The 17,771-nt window shown below is 63.6% G+C and carries 27 protein-coding genes; 12 read left to right on the forward strand and 15 right to left on the reverse strand.

Going from position 1 to position 17,771, the window contains the following annotated elements:
• Position 1: 1 nt before the first annotated feature.
• From ACODSP_RS21535 to ACODSP_RS21595, 13 genes are all read right to left on the reverse strand, one after another.
• Entirely contained in the window at positions 2 to 2,557 is a 2,556-nt protein-coding gene (locus tag ACODSP_RS21535; protein WP_488967595.1) for a DNA methyltransferase, read from the reverse strand.
• Entirely contained in the window at positions 2,554 to 2,964 is a 411-nt protein-coding gene (locus ACODSP_RS21540; RefSeq protein WP_488967596.1) for a hypothetical protein, read from the reverse strand. Before ACODSP_RS21540 ends, ACODSP_RS21535 begins: the two co-directional genes overlap by 4 nt.
• On the reverse strand, positions 2,961 to 3,599 hold the full coding sequence (locus ACODSP_RS21545; RefSeq protein ID WP_488967597.1) for a hypothetical protein: 639 nt from the start codon (positions 3,597 to 3,599) through the stop codon (positions 2,961 to 2,963). The genes ACODSP_RS21540 and ACODSP_RS21545 overlap by 4 nt, the downstream gene beginning before the upstream one ends.
• Positions 3,596 to 3,886, reverse strand: coding sequence for a hypothetical protein (locus ACODSP_RS21550; protein ID WP_488967598.1), 291 nt, complete (start codon positions 3,884 to 3,886; stop codon positions 3,596 to 3,598). Before ACODSP_RS21550 ends, ACODSP_RS21545 begins: the two co-directional genes overlap by 4 nt.
• Positions 3,883 to 4,515 carry a hypothetical protein gene (locus ACODSP_RS21555; protein WP_488967599.1) on the reverse strand — a complete coding sequence of 211 codons (633 nt, stop codon included), beginning with the start codon at positions 4,513 to 4,515 and terminating at the stop codon, positions 3,883 to 3,885. Before ACODSP_RS21555 ends, ACODSP_RS21550 begins: the two co-directional genes overlap by 4 nt.
• Positions 4,512 to 4,718, reverse strand: coding sequence for a hypothetical protein (locus tag ACODSP_RS21560; protein ID WP_488967600.1), 207 nt, complete (start codon positions 4,716 to 4,718; stop codon positions 4,512 to 4,514). The genes ACODSP_RS21555 and ACODSP_RS21560 overlap by 4 nt, the downstream gene beginning before the upstream one ends.
• Positions 4,715 to 5,734, reverse strand: a complete 1,020-nt coding sequence (locus ACODSP_RS21565; RefSeq protein WP_488967601.1) for a phage Gp37/Gp68 family protein — start codon at positions 5,732 to 5,734, stop codon at positions 4,715 to 4,717. Before ACODSP_RS21565 ends, ACODSP_RS21560 begins: the two co-directional genes overlap by 4 nt.
• Positions 5,734 to 6,213, reverse strand: a complete 480-nt coding sequence (locus ACODSP_RS21570; protein WP_488967602.1) for a hypothetical protein — start codon at positions 6,211 to 6,213, stop codon at positions 5,734 to 5,736. Before ACODSP_RS21570 ends, ACODSP_RS21565 begins: the two co-directional genes overlap by 1 nt.
• Positions 6,214 to 6,217: 4 nt before the next feature.
• Entirely contained in the window at positions 6,218 to 7,447 is a 1,230-nt protein-coding gene (locus tag ACODSP_RS21575) for a DNA polymerase III subunit beta (protein ID WP_488967603.1), read from the reverse strand.
• Positions 7,448 to 7,450: 3 nt separating this feature from the next.
• Entirely contained in the window at positions 7,451 to 7,777 is a 327-nt protein-coding gene (locus ACODSP_RS21580; protein WP_488967604.1) for a hypothetical protein, read from the reverse strand.
• Entirely contained in the window at positions 7,777 to 7,953 is a 177-nt protein-coding gene (locus tag ACODSP_RS21585; RefSeq protein ID WP_488967605.1) for a hypothetical protein, read from the reverse strand. Before ACODSP_RS21585 ends, ACODSP_RS21580 begins: the two co-directional genes overlap by 1 nt.
• 203 nt (positions 7,954 to 8,156) lie before the next feature.
• Positions 8,157 to 8,549, reverse strand: coding sequence for a VVA0879 family protein (locus tag ACODSP_RS21590; protein WP_488967606.1), 393 nt, complete (start codon positions 8,547 to 8,549; stop codon positions 8,157 to 8,159).
• Positions 8,546 to 8,785, reverse strand: a complete 240-nt coding sequence (locus ACODSP_RS21595) for a hypothetical protein (RefSeq protein WP_488967607.1) — start codon at positions 8,783 to 8,785, stop codon at positions 8,546 to 8,548. Before ACODSP_RS21595 ends, ACODSP_RS21590 begins: the two co-directional genes overlap by 4 nt.
• Positions 8,786 to 9,083: 298 nt before the next feature.
• On the opposite strand from ACODSP_RS21595, the gene ACODSP_RS21600 reads away from it, so the two are divergent.
• Together ACODSP_RS21600 and ACODSP_RS21605 are read left to right on the forward strand one after the other, a co-directional pair.
• On the forward strand, positions 9,084 to 9,881 hold the full coding sequence (locus ACODSP_RS21600) for a HipA family kinase (RefSeq protein WP_488967608.1): 798 nt from the start codon (positions 9,084 to 9,086) through the stop codon (positions 9,879 to 9,881).
• On the forward strand, positions 9,878 to 10,717 hold the full coding sequence (locus ACODSP_RS21605) for a DUF3037 domain-containing protein (protein WP_488967609.1): 840 nt from the start codon (positions 9,878 to 9,880) through the stop codon (positions 10,715 to 10,717). Before ACODSP_RS21600 ends, ACODSP_RS21605 begins: the two co-directional genes overlap by 4 nt.
• Before the next feature lie 29 nt (positions 10,718 to 10,746).
• Here the strand turns inward: ACODSP_RS21605 and ACODSP_RS21610 are convergent, their stop codons facing one another.
• Positions 10,747 to 11,460, reverse strand: coding sequence for a S24 family peptidase (locus ACODSP_RS21610; protein WP_488967610.1), 714 nt, complete (start codon positions 11,458 to 11,460; stop codon positions 10,747 to 10,749).
• An 84-nt stretch (positions 11,461 to 11,544) separates the two neighbouring features.
• Between ACODSP_RS21610 and ACODSP_RS21615 the strand changes: the two genes are divergently transcribed.
• The 8 genes from ACODSP_RS21615 (at position 11,545) to ACODSP_RS21650 (ending at position 16,007) form a co-directional block, all read left to right on the forward strand.
• Entirely contained in the window at positions 11,545 to 11,745 is a 201-nt protein-coding gene (locus ACODSP_RS21615; protein WP_488967611.1) for a hypothetical protein, read from the forward strand.
• Between the two features lie 58 nt (positions 11,746 to 11,803).
• The gene (locus ACODSP_RS21620) at positions 11,804 to 12,043 is read left to right on the forward strand and encodes a hypothetical protein (RefSeq protein WP_488967612.1); all 240 of its coding nucleotides are present in this window, start codon (positions 11,804 to 11,806) and stop codon (positions 12,041 to 12,043) included.
• Positions 12,044 to 12,143: 100 nt separating this feature from the next.
• Positions 12,144 to 12,638, forward strand: a complete 495-nt coding sequence (locus tag ACODSP_RS21625) for a phage regulatory CII family protein (protein ID WP_488967613.1) — start codon at positions 12,144 to 12,146, stop codon at positions 12,636 to 12,638.
• A 3-nt stretch (positions 12,639 to 12,641) separates the two neighbouring features.
• Positions 12,642 to 14,498 carry a hypothetical protein gene (locus ACODSP_RS21630; RefSeq protein ID WP_488967614.1) on the forward strand — a complete coding sequence of 619 codons (1,857 nt, stop codon included), beginning with the start codon at positions 12,642 to 12,644 and terminating at the stop codon, positions 14,496 to 14,498.
• A 10-nt stretch (positions 14,499 to 14,508) separates the two neighbouring features.
• Complete coding sequence (locus ACODSP_RS21635; RefSeq protein WP_488967615.1) at positions 14,509 to 14,772, forward strand: DUF2312 domain-containing protein; 264 nt, start codon at positions 14,509 to 14,511, stop codon at positions 14,770 to 14,772.
• The gene (locus ACODSP_RS21640; protein ID WP_488967616.1) at positions 14,769 to 15,008 is read left to right on the forward strand and encodes a helix-turn-helix transcriptional regulator; all 240 of its coding nucleotides are present in this window, start codon (positions 14,769 to 14,771) and stop codon (positions 15,006 to 15,008) included. The genes ACODSP_RS21635 and ACODSP_RS21640 overlap by 4 nt, the downstream gene beginning before the upstream one ends.
• A gap of 378 nt (positions 15,009 to 15,386) precedes the next feature.
• Complete coding sequence (locus ACODSP_RS21645; RefSeq protein WP_488967617.1) at positions 15,387 to 15,635, forward strand: hypothetical protein; 249 nt, start codon at positions 15,387 to 15,389, stop codon at positions 15,633 to 15,635.
• Positions 15,636 to 15,680: 45 nt separating this feature from the next.
• Positions 15,681 to 16,007 (forward strand): Acb2/Tad1 domain-containing protein, encoded by a 327-nt coding sequence (locus ACODSP_RS21650; protein ID WP_488967618.1) that lies wholly within the window; start codon positions 15,681 to 15,683, stop codon positions 16,005 to 16,007.
• A 5-nt stretch (positions 16,008 to 16,012) separates the two neighbouring features.
• Here the strand turns inward: ACODSP_RS21650 and ACODSP_RS21655 are convergent, their stop codons facing one another.
• The gene (locus tag ACODSP_RS21655; protein ID WP_488967619.1) at positions 16,013 to 16,285 is read right to left on the reverse strand and encodes a hypothetical protein; all 273 of its coding nucleotides are present in this window, start codon (positions 16,283 to 16,285) and stop codon (positions 16,013 to 16,015) included.
• A gap of 345 nt (positions 16,286 to 16,630) precedes the next feature.
• Here ACODSP_RS21655 and ACODSP_RS21660 point away from each other — a divergent pair, with 345 nt between their 5' ends.
• Positions 16,631 to 17,290, forward strand: coding sequence for a hypothetical protein (locus ACODSP_RS21660; protein ID WP_488967620.1), 660 nt, complete (start codon positions 16,631 to 16,633; stop codon positions 17,288 to 17,290).
• Positions 17,287 to 17,700 (forward strand): hypothetical protein, encoded by a 414-nt coding sequence (locus ACODSP_RS21665; protein ID WP_488967621.1) that lies wholly within the window; start codon positions 17,287 to 17,289, stop codon positions 17,698 to 17,700. Before ACODSP_RS21660 ends, ACODSP_RS21665 begins: the two co-directional genes overlap by 4 nt.
• Positions 17,701 to 17,771 lie beyond the last annotated feature (71 nt).

A 17,771-nucleotide genomic window follows, 5' to 3' on the forward strand; every position in this document is an offset into this window, starting at 1 on the left:
TTCACTCCGCTGCGGCGCTGGGCGCGCCCATCAGGTCGAACAGGGTGGGGATTGCCATCTCGGCTTCGGCGGCGGTGCAGTAGCGGACGGCATCCCGGTAATATCGGTCATGCAGTTCGCAGCCCCAGCCGCGACGGCCCAGGCGCAGGGCGCGGGCGGGCACGGTGCCGATGCCGGCAAAGGGATCGGCGACCAGTTCGCCGGCCATGCTGTGTTTCAGGATCAGCCGGTCAACGATGTCGATCTGCAACGGACAGACATGCTTTTCGCGCCCGTTCAGCGATTGTTCGTTGTTCAGCGTCTGCATGCGCGTGATGTCGGTCCAGACTTCCGGGCAGTTCGACGCCGGGGCCAGGGCCATGAAGGTCTTGGGCAGGCTGCCGCGCGGGTCGTTGTCGTCGCGCGCCGCCACCCTTTCCCCGATCTCCACATGGGCGTCATGATCATAGATGCAGGCCTTCGTCGCCTTGGCGAACGCGCGTGGCAGCATCTCTGTCGGCAGTTCGGCCAGCTCGTCGGCGGCCAGGATCTTGTTGCCTGACGATGGCCAATACGGGCTGGCCACCACCTGCCAGCGCGCCAGGCTATATTCTTCGCGCGTGTGCGTTACCGGCTGATCGGCGTAGCCGCGGGATTTGTCCGTCTGTGGTTTGCGGAAGATCAGCACATATTCGGGCATGCCGGCGCCCATCTTGGTGCTGTCCTTCAACATTTCGCCATAGGTCAGGCGATAGGTCTGGTTATTCTCCCGCACCACATCGGTGGTTACCGTGATGCGGGACATGTATTGCCAGCCGTGACGGCGGAAATGCGCCACCGTTTCATCGCTGAACGGTTCGATGGTCGGAACGCCTTCGCCCGTGACATTGCCGAACAGGATCCTGTCCTTGACATGGATGCAGGCCATCCGACCGGGTTTCAGGGCCCGCATGATGTGCGGGGTCAGGTGATCCATCTGCCGCCAGAAGGCGTCATTGTCGTCGTTGTGGCCGAAATCATGGTAGGACGGGCAATATTCGTACTGCGTTCCGAACGGGATGCTGGTGACGATCAGGTCCAGGCTGTTTTCCGGCAGATTGGCAAATTCCAGCACGCTGTCATTGTTGACCATGGTCCAGTTCTGGCCCGCCGCCTCTTGCCGCGTCACGCCCATGGCGCGCTTGATCGTGGGTGCGTCCAGCGAACCCAGGCCGCGTTCACGGATCATCAGCGACATGCGTTCGGTCAGGCGGTCATGCTCCGTCCATTTCTGTCGCAGGGCGCGCACCACAAGCTCTTCCGTCTCGGCATAGATGACATCGATGCGCACGGGCCGGGTCTGACCAAAGCGCCACAGGCGGTGGACCGATTGAATGAAGTCGTGGAATTTGTGCCCGACGCCGGCATAGATGGCCCAGGCGCAGTGCGGCTGGATATTGGTGCCAGCGCCAAACATGGTCGGCTTCAGGCCGATGCGGGGCAAGCGCCCTTCCGCGAAATCGACAATCGTCGCTTCACGCACCTCCAGCGAAGATGCGCCCGACAGGGTGGCAATGCCCGGTATCGCCCTTTCCAGGGCGCGGCGTTCATCTTCCAAGTCATGCCAGACCACGACATGATCATCCGGCCGTTCGGCGATCATGGCTGCCACCTTGGCGATGCGGGCGTCCAGGCTATGCCGCTTCTCCCGTGCCGCCTCAACCACCCCCAGGGCCGCATCGCGCAGCAGCATGCCCTGGCCCCGGTCATCTGTCGTGGCACCGGCGGTCAGGTCCACCTGGACGGCGTGCCAATGCACGTCAAGCGGCGGAAGGGCGTAACCATCATCGCTGAACCCAAGGTCGCTGGGCTGTTGCAGGAACACGGCCCAGCTGTGCAGCCATTGCCAGAATTCGGTTTCCTTGTGCGGATAGAGCGTCAGGTCGCCGGCCTTCTCGCTGTTGCGCTGGAAAAACCGGGTCAAAGCCTGTCCGCTGTCCATGATGCCCAGGAAGGCGCCGTAATGGATCAGTTCCTTGTACCGGTTGGGTGACGGCACCGCCGTGGCCACGAAGCGGTAGGGCACCTTGGCGAACAGGGGCAGGAAGGTCTGATAGGTTTCAGACCCGAAATCCCGCAGTATCGCCGCTTCATCCAGGCTGACGGCGGCGAACCGGTCCACATTGATCTTGCCCAGGCGCACCGCCTCATAATGGGTCAGGAACTGCGTGGCGCCGTCGGCCCGCACCCGGTCAATGTCCGCATCGTCCCGGACCACAGCCAGGTCAATGCCCAGCAGGGCGGCATCACGGCGGAATTCCTGCCGCACGCCCAGGGGCGCCACGATCAGGCCCAGGCCGCAGACCCTGGCGGTGATGATGCGCAGGATTTCCAGCTGCTGAACGCTCTTGCCCAGACCGAATTTCTCGAACAGCGCGCGCCGCCCGCCCCGCACAGCCCAGGCGATGCAGGCGCGCTGATGCTCCTTCAGAGGACGGCCATCGGTGAGGTGGGTGCGGACATCGTCCAGGGCGCAGGGCAGGCCCAGGACGGGCGCCGGCGGCACCTTGGCGGCCAGAAGGTCTTCGTAGGTGGTCATGCGTCCGCCCCATTGGGATAGGTGGGCACCATGGACAGGGCTACGGCCCTGTCGCCCTGTTCATCAGCTGTCCGACCGCGCTCAAGGGCGCTAGCCAGCGCACGGAACTTGCGGGCCTCCAGCTCATAGAAGTTCTGAAGATCACGCAGGGCGCGGCGCAGAGATGTATTGGTGGCGGTTCCTTCCCAGGGCGACTTGGCGCCGTATCCAGCGGACTTGACCTCATAAACCCGGCCACTGTTCATCTCACTGCGGATCACCAGTAATGTTGCTAGCCGGTTAAAGCCGCTGGACTGGGCGCCGGTCGCCCGAAGGACATTGCATGTATGCCTCGACGGACGATGCACCACCCAGCTATATCCAGGCATGATCATCGTCAGTTCGCGGCGGAAATCGTGGCTGTTCATGCCGCCCTCCGGCATTCGCTGACATTGCGCAGCACGGGGGTATAGGTAAGGACCATAACCTCCGTATCCGCGTCGCGCTTCCATGCGCCGGGGCCGTTGATGTGGTCCCACAGGCCGGCAAAGGCTGTGTCCGGGTATACCCAGTCCTTCGGGTGCGGAGCGCGTGGCTCCCAATGCCAATAATAGGCGCCGTCGCCATGGTGGATCGGGCACATGCCCTCGGCCTTGGCGTCATCCTCATCCATGTCGCCCAGCCTCTGGCGACGGATGCTCAACCCCTCCAGTACGACGCGGCTGGCGCGTTCCGGCATATGGATGGATGGGCGCCAATGATAGCCGCGCGCCTCAATGGAAAGGTCACGGCAGGGGTCAGTCGCACGATATCGCACGTCGCAGGGAAAGGACCGCGTGGGCAGATAGTCGCCAAAGGACAGCAGCTGAAAGCATTCGCGCTGCCAGCCGATGATGGGGCGCCCATCCGCCTGCGCGCGCTCCGCTGAAAGAAGCAGATCGTTCGGCTTCCGCCGGGTCTGGGTCTTTCCGCCCGGCTGTCCATGAATGGCGCGAAGATTGGCAAGCACCATCAGGTCGTCAAAGGGCAAGCCCAGAAAGTATGGGGAGGCAGTGCTACTCATGGTGTAATCCCCCGAAGGCGGCGATCTTCTTCGATCAGCGCGTTGAGATCGTCAGCGGTCAGGCGCTGGGCGATGCAGCCATAGGCCGCTCGATGGAAGGCGGAATTGGTCGCCGACAGGTCGGTGAGGCGCGTCCGCACCGCTGCCAGCATCTCCATCCGGCCCGCCATGAGGCCGCTGTAATAGGTATATCCACTGCCCAGAACCGCGCCCTGGGCGAACGCCGCCAACAGGCAGATGATCGCGACCGCCGGATTGTTCATCGCGCGCTGAAAACGCCCCGTCATGCCGCACCCGCCTGCGCCGCGCGGCGGTCGAACAGTTGCGCCAGCTCCAGCATGCCCGGCAGGCAGTTGGGCGTGCGGGGTACGACCTGCTGCGCCATTCGGCGTTCGTTCAGCGTCTGACCGGTCCAGGCCGCCAGCATCGACGCTGCGCGGGCCGGGTCGCGCAGGATGTTCTCAAAAGACAGGATCAGCGGTTGCTGACCGCAGATGCGGTGCAGGCGGATGATGCACATGGCGCGATCATCCTTGTAGGATCTGGCCAGGCACGTACGTAGGCCGCGCTGATGCTGTCGGTTCCCTGGTGGCAGGATGTCGGTGGCCGCCATGAATTTGCAGGCGCTGCGGGCCTGTTGATCGGGGTTGCGGTCCAGCCAGAGGGCGCGATAGCCGCCGGGCCGTTTCGGCAAGCCGGAATCAACCTGCGCCGCCGCATCAAGGATCTTGATTGCCGCGCCATCCAAGGCCGACAGCGGCGGCTGTCTCAGCATTGCCGCGACCACCTCAATCCCCGGCGCTTCAAAGTCCGGCCATTCGCCCACGCAATGGATTCCGCCAGCGTCCAGCATCTGCATCACCATGCTGGACCCACAGCGACCGAAACCACAGATCAGGTAAGTGGGCTCGGTCATCCGATGACTCCTTTCAGGGCGGCGCGGATTGCCACTGGCAGTCGTGAAGCCAGTTCCAGGGCCTGCGATATGGAAAGGGAGTAGATTTCGGGGCTGCCCGCCGGCGGTCGATCCTCTGGCCAAACCTCCAGTTTAATCCTTCCGTCGGGCTGGGCGCAGGCATTGACGCCGCCGATGAGGTCAACCTTGCGGATGTCGGTCATGCCGCACCTGCCTTTGGGAACTGATCCCAGGTGACGCCGTCCAGCAGGCGACCGGCGGCTTTCTTGCCGACGCGGAAGGTCAACTTTCCATCGTCAAACGACGCAGTATCGACGCCGCGTTCGGCGTAGGCATGCAGCGGCTTCTGGGTGGCGTGCCCTCCATAGTGCAACTTCATGCGCCCAGGCGTGACGCCTGTAGCGCCGTGAACCTTGCCGTGATCCGGCAGCGTTTGCCCGACCGGAAGCCACTCACCCCACTGTTTGAAGAAAAACGGCACGCCAGCCACCACGCACTGATCCCGCAGGGATCGCGCCCACGCCGGATGCATCGGCCGGCCGCCGGGTCCGCTTTCGCCGCCGCAGATGACCCAGTTGATGCGCTCAATGGGACCGTCTCCCGAATGTTCGCGGCCCATATCATCGACCTGGAAATGAGACGCCGACAACGCGTCGGCGTACCAGCTGTCTTCACCGCCTTGACCCGGCAAGGCGCGCACTCGCGTCAAATCTACCGGCCCCAACAGCGGCTCACACGACAGAAACCGCACCGACGCCGGCGCGGCCAGCAGATGCGGGATGCGGCGGTCGGCTTCGGTCTGGTTTTCCGCTGTGGTGCCCAGCCAGACATGGGACCAGCCGTCGCCCCAATTGGCGGGCAGCATCTGGGCGATGTTCTGCGGGCGTTTGGTCAGCAGCAGCCAATCGAGGTGGGTGGTTGAGCGGATCAGGTTCCAGAGGTCGTTCCGCCAATCCTCCGGAACCTGATTGTCAAACGCGTCGGCCAGGGAGGCGCAGAACACGCGGGGGCGGATGCCATCCTTCATTGCCCTGGCGTTCCAGCGCAGGGGCATGAACCAGTTGGCGGGCGAGGTGCGCTGACGGGTGGTGAAATCGCCACCGAACCGGTTGACCAGCTTTTCCGCGTAGCAATTGGCGCAGGCGTCCGACAGCTTGGTACAGCCCATCCAGGGGTTGAAGGTGTGACCGGTCCATTCGATCTTGCTGTTCTCGGCCATCACACACCATCCTGCAGGGCGGCTTCACACACCGCCGCCATCTCCGCGTTGCGTTGGGCCTTCGCCGGGTCCGGCTTGGCCGCGTGCAGCGCCTCGTATTCGCGGAAGCGTTGGGCGGCGGCGGTCAGGGCGCGGCGCATGGTGGCGATGCCGTCGGCGTGGCCGCGCACCAGATCGGTGGCCTGAAACCACAGCTCCCAGGGGTTGGCGCTGCCCGTGAACGGGCAGTCCATGCCGGTTTCGTCCTGGCCATGCACAAACGGGTCCTGCCAGCGACTGACATGCAGGCGACGGTCGCAGCAGTGGCATTGCATCACATCACCATCGATGACGAAGCAATGCACCAGTGCCGTCATGGCCGCCGGGCCCTGTCCGGCATTCAGGGCGCCGCGCAGGGCATGGTATTGATCCTGGGCCAGGGTGCGGGCGCGGTCGGCAATGCGGGCGGCGCTGCGATGTTTGGATTTCGGGATCATCATGACATCACCCGCGCATCGGCATCTGGATGCAGAAGTCGTTGCCGTCGGGGCCTGCAAAAATATGCGGGCAGTCGGGATGCGTGAAGCGCCAGATCAGGCTGTCGCTGCCGAAGATGTCGATGATGTCCCGCAGGTAATTGGCATTCAGGCGGCAGGGCGGCAGGGGGGGGTATTGCCCGTCTTCCTGCACCGTCACATGCGCGGTCACATCGCCGTTGGACATCGTTTCCGACGTGGAGATCGACAGGCGGGCGGAATCCACCCCCTCAATCCGGACGGACGGCGTTTTATCGCCGGCAATCGGGGCCGTGGCCAGCCGCAGTGCCCGCAGCAGATCGCCCGCCGGCAGGGACAGGGTGCGGGTCACGTTGCCGGGGATGACCCTGAGATAGTCCGGGAAAGTGCCATCAATCGTCTTGGTGATGATTTCCGTGCCGTCGGGGCAGCGCACCGCCAGGGCGCGGCGGCCCCTGGTCGGCGGGGTTGCGCAGAGGGCCGTCTGTTGCCCGGCCAGCATCAGGCCGATGATGGCCACCGCCTTATGCGGCACGATCATGCCATCCGATGGCAGGTCGAGGGCGCCCGCAAACCCCGACACCATCATGCGATGGCCATCGGTGGCCACAGCGGCGATGCGCGGGCCGCCATCCGGCGCGGCATTGTCGCAGTGCAGATAGACGCCATTCAGATAATAGCGCGTTTCCTCCCTGCTGACGCAGGGCAGGCAGCGGGACAGGGCGGTGGCAAAGGCCGGGGCGTCAATCTCCACCAGCTCCAACGGCGCTTCCAGCCAGTCATTCAGCAGCGGAAAATCATCCGCGGGCAGGCATTCCAGCCCCTTGGCCCGCATGGCGACGGCGGGACAGTCGACGTCCCAGGTGCCGCCGCGCGGGGTCAGGGTTATATCGGCCAGCCGGGGCAGCGCCATCAACAGCCGATCCAGGATGGCCGGATCAATCGTGCCGTCAAAGCCCAGTGGCACATCGGCGCGGACGCTGCGGCGCAACTGCATGTCCATGTCGGTGGCGATCAATTCCAGATGCGCCGGGACGTCACCCGTTGCCGGGATGCCCCGCACCAGGATCCTGGACAGGATCGGCAGGGTGCTGCGCCGCTCCACCACCCGGCGCAGAAAGGACAGGGCCGCGCGCAGCGGGGCCGCCTGGATGGTGGCCATCGGCTGCGGTTGCGACCGTTTGGCCTTGGCGATATCGGGGGCAAGGGCGTCGGGCATGATCTATCCTTGTGGGTTGTCCGGCGCAGCCGGGGCGGGCGCGCGGGCCAGATCGAAAAGGGCGCGGGCAAACTGGGTCAGGACCTGGCTGCGCATTCGGCAGGGGCCGACAACGGAATTGCCCAGGTCGTGGCCGGCCCAGAGGGCGCCGGCGCGGCCATAGATGACCCAGTCGCGGATATGGCGGGCACCACCGACGGTGCCACGCGGCTGCCCCCGCAGGTCCGCCACCACCATATCGACGCCCGGCAGGACCAGGCGCACGGCAGGATCGGCCATGCTGACCGACAGGCCGGCGCGCAGCTGTGCCAGGGTGACGGCGGCAACCATCACGGCCACCGGTTCAGTTCGGCGCCCACGGCGCAGGCATCGCAGCGCAGGCGGCGGCCATCGGCCAGGGTGACGCAGAAGGCCAGCGTGCCGGGGTCCACCCCGCTGGCCAGCCCGTCAAAGACAGGGCTGTCTGGCAAGGTCGTAGCCATGGTGATGGTGAATTGGTATTGCATCACAGGCCCTCAAGCGCGAAGGCGACGGCCATCAGCGTGGCGAAAAACGCCAGCAGCAGGATCGTTTCGCCCGTCGCGGCCAGCCATTGATTGCGGTTCATGGTTACCCCCGGAAGAAGCCCCGACGGGTGTCGCGCCCGCCGGGGAAAGTTGGGAGGAAACGCCCACGCGCGACCCGAAGGCCCCCGGCGTGGCGGCGGGGTTCAGGCGGCAACCTGGGGTGCCATCAGGGCTTCAAGCGCCTTGGCCTCTTCCGGTGTGGCCAGATCAAACATCGGATGTTCGGTCCCACCATCTTCCACCACCGTCAGGCGGTGTAGCTTGAAAAGGCCACCCAAGGACCAGTCGCAACCGCGCGTGGCAGCGCGCTTTTCATCGTTGGAATTCCAGGGACCGGCGCCAGTCAACCGGCCCTCACAGGAGAAGCCGAACAAGTTTTCCACATCAGCTTCCGGTGCGCCGGCCCTTACCAGCGACGCCATGCTTTGCACCGTGCCGCAGATCGGGCACTTCATCGCGATATGGGCGCGGGCAGAAACGCCCTGTGCTTTGCAGCGCGCCTGGAACTCAAGAACAGTGATCCGTTCTGCGCTCATGCCACACCACCGGCGCCAACGGCGCGGAGCTGGTCGACCGGCTTGCGGGCCGGGACGGGGGTGGTGCGCGGCGGCGCGGAAGCATCGCGCGGGATCAGACAGGTAACGCTGCCGTCTTCGTGCTGCTGGGCCAGAAGGCAGGGCGTAACCGGCGGCGGCGTGGTGCAGGCCGTGGCGGTCATCAGGACGGCCATCGGCAGGAAAGGCAGACGACGCTGCCCGGAATGAATGTCCATAGAAACCTCCCCACGAAAGCCCCACCCCGGTGGCCAGCCCTGACATGCAAAGGGCTGGCCTGTCCGGTGGGGCGCGGACAATCAGCGGGCGACCGGTGGGGCGCGGTTGGCGATGCGGGCCGGTCGCTTGCTGATGTGGGGAACAATGATAGGAAACATCCTATCCGTCAAGCGGAAAAATCCTATTTAACGTCCGCGCAGTACTCAGATAGTTTCAGTCGCATTAATGCTCTGCGATGCACGGAACCGGTATGCGACGCGCTGTAACTTTAACCCCAACATGTTGTAGCGGGGATGCATGACGATCCGGCATGCGTTGGCGATTGATTTCGCGGGACTGGCCAAGGGTGGTCGCAACGATCCGCTGATGATCCGCGTCGAAACTGATGACGGCGCCGAACATGACGTATTTTTGAAGCCGTCTGGACGCCCTGAGATTGGCGTTACCGGGATGGTGTGTGAGTTGCTTGGCGCTATGCTGGCCGGCGACCTGGGCATAGCGGTCAACGAACCGTTCTTGGTCGAGATAGATGAAGCCTTCATCAGATCGATTCCGGATGAAGGGATCAAATCTATGCTGCGCCGCAGCTGCCCTCTGGCCTTTGGTTCTAAATCTGCAGGGTCGCAGTGGCGTGACTGGTCGGTAGGCGACATCGTCACTGATGTGATGAAACAGTCGGCGCTACAAATTTTTGCCTTTGACGTGATGATCGAAAACTTCGACCGAACCGTTCGCCGTCCAAACCTTCTAGTTAAGGGAAGTGAGATTCGGGTTATCGACCATGAAACTGCGTTTAGATTTGGGTTGATCATCGGAGCGAAAGCGGAGCCCTGGAAGCAGGGCTATTGTCACAGGCATGTGCAAGCCGGCTCTCATGTTTTGGCACAAGGACTTAAGGGCAAGGTCCTGGATTTTGCACCCCTGTCGGCAGGTTGGGCGACCTTGTCACCTAATTCTTTCATGCGATATGCAGGTGGAGTACCATCAGAGTGGGCGGGGGGAATGACAACAGTGCGTGACGCGGAAAGGCACCTGACGCAGGTTCACGAGCAGTTTGATCAATGCCTAGTCGAGCTGAAGCGAGCCCTGACATGACCAGCAGAGAGCCGTTTACATATACATTGTTACAGTACCGCCACGATCCGTTCGCGAGCGAACGCGTGAACGTCGGCGTGCTGTTGTTTGCGCAGGATTCTGGTCGGCTTCTAATTAAGGTTCGCAGTACAATTGGGCGATTCAGTAACTTGTTCGTCGATCTGGAGCGCGCAACTTTTATCGCATCGCTCAAGGCAATCGAAAGAGCCGCTGGGTTGCTGTCCCGAGAGGCTGCTGGCTTAAGCGGTCATCACGCTACCGTGGCGGATTTCGCCAATCGCATCATTGCAGACGGTGAGGGCGCTTTCGTTTGGGGGAGCGTTCGTTCAGGGGCAGCGCGCGATGTTAACGCTTCAATTCAGGACATCTATGATCGTTATGTCTCCAGGCATGACGTAAAGCATCGCGCAAATCGTGACGATGGCGCGGTCTGGAAAATGGCAAATGAGTTGCTGACTGAACGCCGCCTTGATCAGCGATTGGAATCAAAGACGATCGTATCAACGGTGGACAGTGTTGAATTCCGGCATGCCTGGAAGAATGGCGCTTGGCACTGTTATCAAGCACTTTCCTTCGATTTTGAAACCCCGGACGCCATGCTAGACAAGGCTCGCCGTTGGGTCGGACAATTGACAGTTCTCAGAGATGCGGAAGAGGAATTCAAACCATATTTCTTGGTTGGGGCGCCAACAAGAACTGATTTATTGACAAGTTTTAATCATGCAATCTCAATACTTCAAAAGTCCCCCGTGCCGGTTCAGGTATTTAGAGAAGAGAATGCGGAAATTCTTGTTGATATGATTGAAGATCAGATCAGGGAACATGATCGCCACTGATTTTAGTTAGATGGGCGTAACTTTACGCTCTAAGTCCAGTGCCATTTACCAATGACGCGCCCGCTGATCTGCACCTCCTCAGCCAAGCACTCGTAGGCCTGAAACTGGGTGTTGCGGCTGATCAAACGGGCGCGTGGCGGGTTGGAGTACGGGATCATTTCGACCCGCTTGATCACCAGCCCGAAGCCGTCCCACAGCACAAACACGCCGGCGGGTGACGGTAGTTTATCCGCTGTGTCGACAAGCACGCGCTCGCCCGGCATAAAGTCAGGGGCCATGCTGTCGCCCTTTACCGTGATGATCTTCAAACTTCCTGTGGCAGAGGCGGTCTGATTTCGCAAAACGGCGGGCGGAATGCGCCAGTGATCAATCACGGCCTCGACATCGGATTCCACAAGTGCGCCTGGTCCTGCTGATGCCCTTATATCCAGCTCCGATATAGCATCATTGAAGTCCGGGCCTTGTTCAGGGTTCGGCGAATCATGCCCCTCAGCTCCGGAGCCCCATTTTTCAATTGCGGCCTTGGCGGCAACATCGCCGGATTTGAACAAAGCCTGATCAACGCCAAAGAACCTCGCTAAGGCCTCCCGGACGTCTTCTGGCAGATGCCGGGGCGAGCCTCGCTTCACATACTGCTGTAAATAGGAATGGCTCTTTCCCACAGCCCTCGACACGTTGGCCATGTCGCTTTCGCTGTCGGCAATAAGCCGGAGAATGTTAAGGCGTGGCTGATCGAGTTCCATGGCCCATCTTCCCGATGGCTGTAGGAAAAATCCAATAGGAAGTATCCTCTTGTAAAAGAGGAATGTTCCTATTATTGTCGCGCCATGAACACCGGCAACGACCCCATCCTTGGCGAGATCGAGCGCTACATGGCAGATCGCGGGATAACCGCGACCGCTTTTGGCTCATCTGCTGTGAATGACCCGCGGCTGGTCTTTGACCTGCGGGAGGGTCGGGAACTGCGTCGTTCCACGCGCCTGAAGGTAGAGACGTTCATGCGGCCCAAGGCCCAGCCTGCTGGCTGAGGCATTGCCGCCTGACCTGTCCGTTCCCGCAATTTCTTTCCGGTGCCGGGAGATGACCATGCATTCCGATACAAGCGGCCATTCTTTTCTGCGCCCTGCGGTGACTAGCATTGTCGGCGGTCTGCCGGACGCCGACGGTTCGCGCTGCGTCACCTTCATCGACGGCTTTGGCAGCCACAGCGTCACCCTGCCGGCACCCAAGCCGCCGCGCCTGCGCCGCCCCTGCGGCGAGAGCTGCGGGTTTCCCGAAAGTGCGGCGTGCCAGGCCGGTGATTGCCGTCTGGCCTACGTCGAATAAAGGGCCGCTCGCGCTCATTCACTGGGTTCCTTCTGTCTGGTTTCCAATTTGGCGCACACCGCGTCCTCCGACAAATCCAACCGATTGGGGAATTTTGGATATGGCCGTCCACCGCAAGCCCGGCAGCATCGAAGATCATCTGGACAAGGCGCTGCATGTCCTGTCCGACGCCGATCTTGAGGCGGCGGGGCTGCTGCGCAACACGCTGGCCAAGCAATCCAACCCCAATCAGGCGGCGCGCCTGACCCTGGAGGATGCGGCCAAGCTGGATGCGCTGCTGTCGGCGCGCGGCTATTCCCCGGTGTTCGTGCCCCATGGCAAGGCGCAGACCGATGCCATCCTGTCCGGCCTGCGCCGGGCGGAAGTGTCAATCCCGCTGGATCGCCGCATGCTGCAACTGTGCGCGGATGTCGGCGACCTGACCAATGCGGTCACGCATGCCATGGAGGATGGCCGGCTGGACATGCAGGAGCGCCGGCAGATTGCGCGGGAGGCGCAGGAGGTGATCGACCGGGCCATATCCCTGCGGGACGCGGTGGAGCCGCCGGCGCATGAAACGGTGGTTGCGCCGCTGCACCTGTCGAAGGTGGGCTGAGCCATGAATACCGGCGATCAGGCATTGCGGCAGGCACTGGCGGTGGCGTGGCTCTCGGGCGGTGGTGGTGCCGACCGCAGCCACCGCGCCCTGATGTCGGAGACGGCGCATTGGGTGGTGACGGGCCATTGGCCGGGCGACGCGCGGCCCGCGCAATCGCCCACGGGCGGCCTTGTCGCCGCCGACGGGGCCAAGGCCCGCGACATTCAGCTGGGGCCCGTGGCCGCCAAGGCCCTGGCCTATTTCCAGGGCCTGATCGACCGGGGTGAACCGCTGCGCGGCAATCCGGTGGTGGCCCGCGCGCTGGGCATTCCCGACCCCGATGGCGAGGCCGCCGGGCGGCGTGCGTCGCAGATCCTGAGCCGGCTTGCCAAGCATCAGGGCTGGACCATCCGGCACAAGGGCTGCGCCGCCAGCGGCAGTTTCTTCCGCCAGATTGAGGCGGTGGACGGCACGAACACGCCCTGGGCTGACGACTATGACAACTTCATTGCCCCCCAGCAGCAGCCAAGCTGGCTGGGTGAGCAGATCAAGGCCGTGTTTGATGGGTTTGACGGCGTGGGTGCCGTTGAAAAGGTCCGGGAAGCGGGCGATGTACCAGCGCCCGCACAATCCACGTCCACACCGCCGCCGGCATTGGCCGTCCCGGTCGGGCAGGACAGCACCAGCGCCGGTGATGCGCCGGGCGACACGATCCAGGCCAGCGATGCGCATGACGGCCCGGTGGTGGAGGTCGCCCCCAGCGCATCGCCCGCGCGCAACCCAGGGGATGATCATGTGACAGATGTGACGCATACCGGAAATGTCCCGGAAGCGGCGGGCGCACCAATCGGTGTCGCGCCCGCCCAGGGGGGGGTATGGCCCTTTGGTGTGATGCGCGACGGCCCCCGGCACATGGATCATTGCGCCACCCTGGCCGTGGAGATCGTGGAGACGGGCGCGGTGCTGCCCAGCCTCAAGGACTGTCTGGCCTGGCTGAAGGCGCGCTACAACGGATCCTGGTACGCCAGCGACGATGTCGCCTCCATCTCCGGCTGCTTTACCGCCCTGAAGAAGCTGGGCTTCTGCACCATCACCGTGCGGCCGGAATATCCCGTCATCCAGGGTGGGCCGCGCGTGCGGCAGGTCACCCTGTGGGATGGCCGGGCCAGCGCGTTGCCGCCGCTGCCGGCCCCGAAGCCGCCTGCCCGGCCCATCACCGACAATATGGCGGCGGCCAATGCGCGCCGGACGGCAGAGGCGGCGGTTGTCAATCCCGCCGGCACGCGGCGCAAGGACAAGCTGGCCGCCATCCTGATGCGTTGTGTGGAGGCGCAGGAACCGGTGCCCAACAATGGGGAGATCGGGCGGGCGCTGGATATGCCGCCCAACAAGACGCCCGACATCCTGGCCATGCTGGAGAGCGACGGGTTTGGCCGGATGGAGCATGCGGGCGCCGGATGGAGCATGCGCCGCCGCTATATCCTGCGCGATGGCCGCACCACGCCCTGGTCGCCGCCCCGGAACAAGGCACCGACCAAGGAAAGCGCGCCAAAGCCGGTGAAGACCGTTGTGGCCCCGGTAGCGCTGCCGACCGCACCCGTGCCGGTGGCCCTGGTCGCGCCGACGGTGGCGCCTGGTCCCAGGGCCGCCGCGCCCAACAACAGTTCCGGCCTCTATGATCGCCGCCCCGCACCGGCCGCCCGGACGCCTGCCCATCGTGATGTCAGCCCGGATCTGCGCGCCGAGATTGAGCGCCGTGTGGCGGAGGGCCAAGTCACCCGTATTGACAAGCCCGGCTATGCGGCCCCCACGGACATTACCGCCGTCGGCGTCCCCGTCCACAGCACTGCCGGCGCCGGTCGCCGCCCCAGCTATTGAGGATTGAGCCATGAGCGACGCAGCAACCAGCACCGATGTGGGCGGCATCGCCGCCGACCGGCTGCGTTCCTTCATTGAGCGCATTGAGCGCCTGGAGGAAGAAAAGAAGGGCATCCAGGATGACATCAAGGACATCTATGCCGAGGCCAAGGGCACCGGCTTTGACACCAAGGTCATGCGACAGATCATCCGCATCCGCCGGATGGAGAAGGAAGACCGGCAGGAGATGGACAATCTCCTGGAACTCTACAAAGCCGCGCTGGGGATCGAATGATGGCGCGCGGCGAAAAGGACGGCATCATTATCCTGGGTAAGCTGCGGCGGGCACGGGCGGAGGCTGGGCGCAGTCAGAAAGAAATTGCGGCCCTGGTGGGGGTTGCCGAACGCACCCTGCATTCCTGGGAAAGCGCCAAGAGCGCGCCTGACCTGAACCAGCCGTGCCGCTGGGCTGCCGTTCTGGGCATTACCATCACCGGAACGGTGGCGGCGGCTGGGGAGAAGGCCGCATGAAGCCCGCCAACCTACCCGCCGCCGGCAGTGCCGCCGCCATGATCCAGCAGATGCAGCGCGATGCCGCCAACACCATCCGGCGGGCAGGCCGGTCACCGCGTCCGCGCCGGGCGCCGGAGCAGGATCTGCAGATACAGGTCGCGGCGTTCCTGGAATTGGTGCTGCGCGACACGCAGACCTTCTGGACGGCGTTTCCCGCCGGCGGGGGCTGCGCGCAGCGGCCCAGCGAACCAAGCCCCCATGCAGGCCGGCCACGCCGGGCGGCTGGTTCCGATGGCGCCAACCATCGGAGCGACATCAGCGCCCATCTGAACGGCAATGGGGGTGCCTGCGCATTTCAACCCACAGATGGCGCCACGGCGCGCCAGGAGGATCAGAATGCATCATCTCAATGGCTATACGGTCACCGACCAGTTGACGCGGTTCACGGGTGTCGTGACGGGCGTGGTCGATTACATCTCCGGGTGTTCGCAGGCGCTGGTCGCGCCGCGCGTCGGGGGCGATGGGAAGTTGCCGGACTCTCAGTGGTTCGATGTTCAGCGTCTGGAGATCGATCCGAATTACGAGCGCATCGTGCTGGACAATGGCCTGACGCCGGGGTGCGACCGGGCGCCGCCGAAGCGGTGATGCATCGCTCGTTTTTCACCTTCCCCCTTCAAGAAAGAGACAATCATGACGCATGTCTATGCGGGCGCGCCGGATGCACGGCAGTCGGAAACGCCCATCACGGTCAGCCGGTTTCGCCCAAGGTATCGCCCGCTGACCGACGCGGAAAAGGCGCTGCACGATGCCATCAAGGCCAAGGCGGCGGAATTGGAGGCCCTGTTCGATCAGGCGGCGATGACGCGTTTCCCGCCGCAGGAAATCATCGCGCCCGTCGACGGCACGGAAACGGAACTAATTGCCGGTACCTTCGAGCCCGGCTGGGAGTATTTCCACGACGGCATGAAATCGCTGGAGCTGGCGGTCATGTGGACGGTCAAGGGGCTGACGTCGTAGCGCTGTCAGGGGCGCCGCTGTCCGGGTGGCGCCCACAGGGTCAGAGCCTCCGGTCGCTTGTCGGCCTTTGCGGGCCGGTCGGGTGCCGGTGGCTTTCTGGCGGCGATGGCGATCAGGATAGCGCCGCCCGGTATGCAGGCGGCGCCCACGATGATCAGTGCGCCTTTGATGAACAGCATGTGCAGATTGACGAAGCCGCCCACCGACGGGTCCGCGAAGAATCCGATTATGATCAGCAGTGCGCCGATCGCGATCATGAACTGACCCCAGCCCTTCATTGTCATCATCCTTTTGGCCGCGCATCGCGCCAGAAGCGTAACAGCCCCATGGGGCTGCGTCCATGCTTGACCCGTGTGAACGGGCGGCGTACCGTCCGCGTTGGAGCTTCGAAACCTCCAACGTGCGGCGAGCCGCCCGCAGTCTTTTTGACTGATGCGGCTATTTTCATGCCCGGATTCCGTCCGGCGCATGCCCTCTGCCGGGGGTCGGATAATAAAACAGCCAATGGGTTATGCCCGCGGCGAATATTCCGGCCTGTCACGTTCAGGTTTCGAGCCCCCGGCGCCAGGGCTGCCTTCGAAAGCGCCCTTCCGCCGGCAATGCCGAACGTGAAGGCGAAGGCCATGAACACCATGATTCCGTCCGCGCTGACTGCGGGTGATGTCCAAACATCCCATAACGACAATCAGCCCCGCATCCGCGATCTGCGGCTGGCGGAGGCGTTGGGCATGACCGATCCGCATGCCATCCGACGCATCATCACGCGGCACCTGGACACGCTGAAAACCTTGGGAACCATGGTTTCCGATCAGGATCGGAAACCACCGACGGGTGGCCGCCCGTCCTGCAGCTACTACCTGACCAAGCGTCAGGCGCTGTTTGTCACCACCAAGGCCAACACGGCCACCGCCGCCCTGGTCACGGTGCAGATGGTCGACCTGTTCGACGCGGTGACCAGCGGCGCGGCCCTGTCCGCTACCGACAGTGCGGGTCACGCCCTGACCCTGACCGAACCGGAAATCATGGCGGCCCTGGCCTTTCGCCGGCAGGTGCAGGCGACGGCCGGACGCGGCGCCATACCCCTGGCCCCGATGCCATCCGGGGAGCGGACTATCACCATTCAAGTCACCAATTTGGAGCGCATGGCGCTGGCCACGATCCGGGCCATGGCGCTGGAAGAGGTGCGTGGCCTATGCGGTGACCTGAGCAAAGGCATCAACGGCGCCGTCACGGGCGTGATCAACGACACGCTGGGCGCGCCGATTGGAGGGAGATCAACATGACCAACACACAGGAAGGAGGTGCCGGCTTCGGCACCCCCGAATGGGAGCGCAACAATATCCTGCTGCCCAGCGCGGCCATCATTGTCGTCAAGGCGATGATGCAATGGGGCATCATGCCGGCGAGCATGGCGCAGGGCGCCGTTTCCACCGCCGTCAGCGATATTGTGCAATCCCGGCAGCTTTCCGGGTGCAACGGCTTTCTTATGGCCATGTGGCTGTTCCGTGAGTGCGGCTGGGCAAAATACAAACTGGACGCCAAGGCCGTGGACATCCTGTCGCGCCTGGACGCCATTGCTGATGAGGTCAAGGCGGGTCATGACCGGCATTTTACGGAGGTTGCAGCGGCCTGGGTCAAGGGTGCTGTACACGGTGGCGCCGAGCCCGTCGGCTTGGTGCGTGCGGGTACCTGAAAGATGGCAGACCGCCACCAGCCCTGGATGAAATTCTATCCCGCAGACTGGCGGTCTGATCCGCGTTTGCG

This window comes from Niveispirillum sp. FG156 (assembly GCF_057809555.1).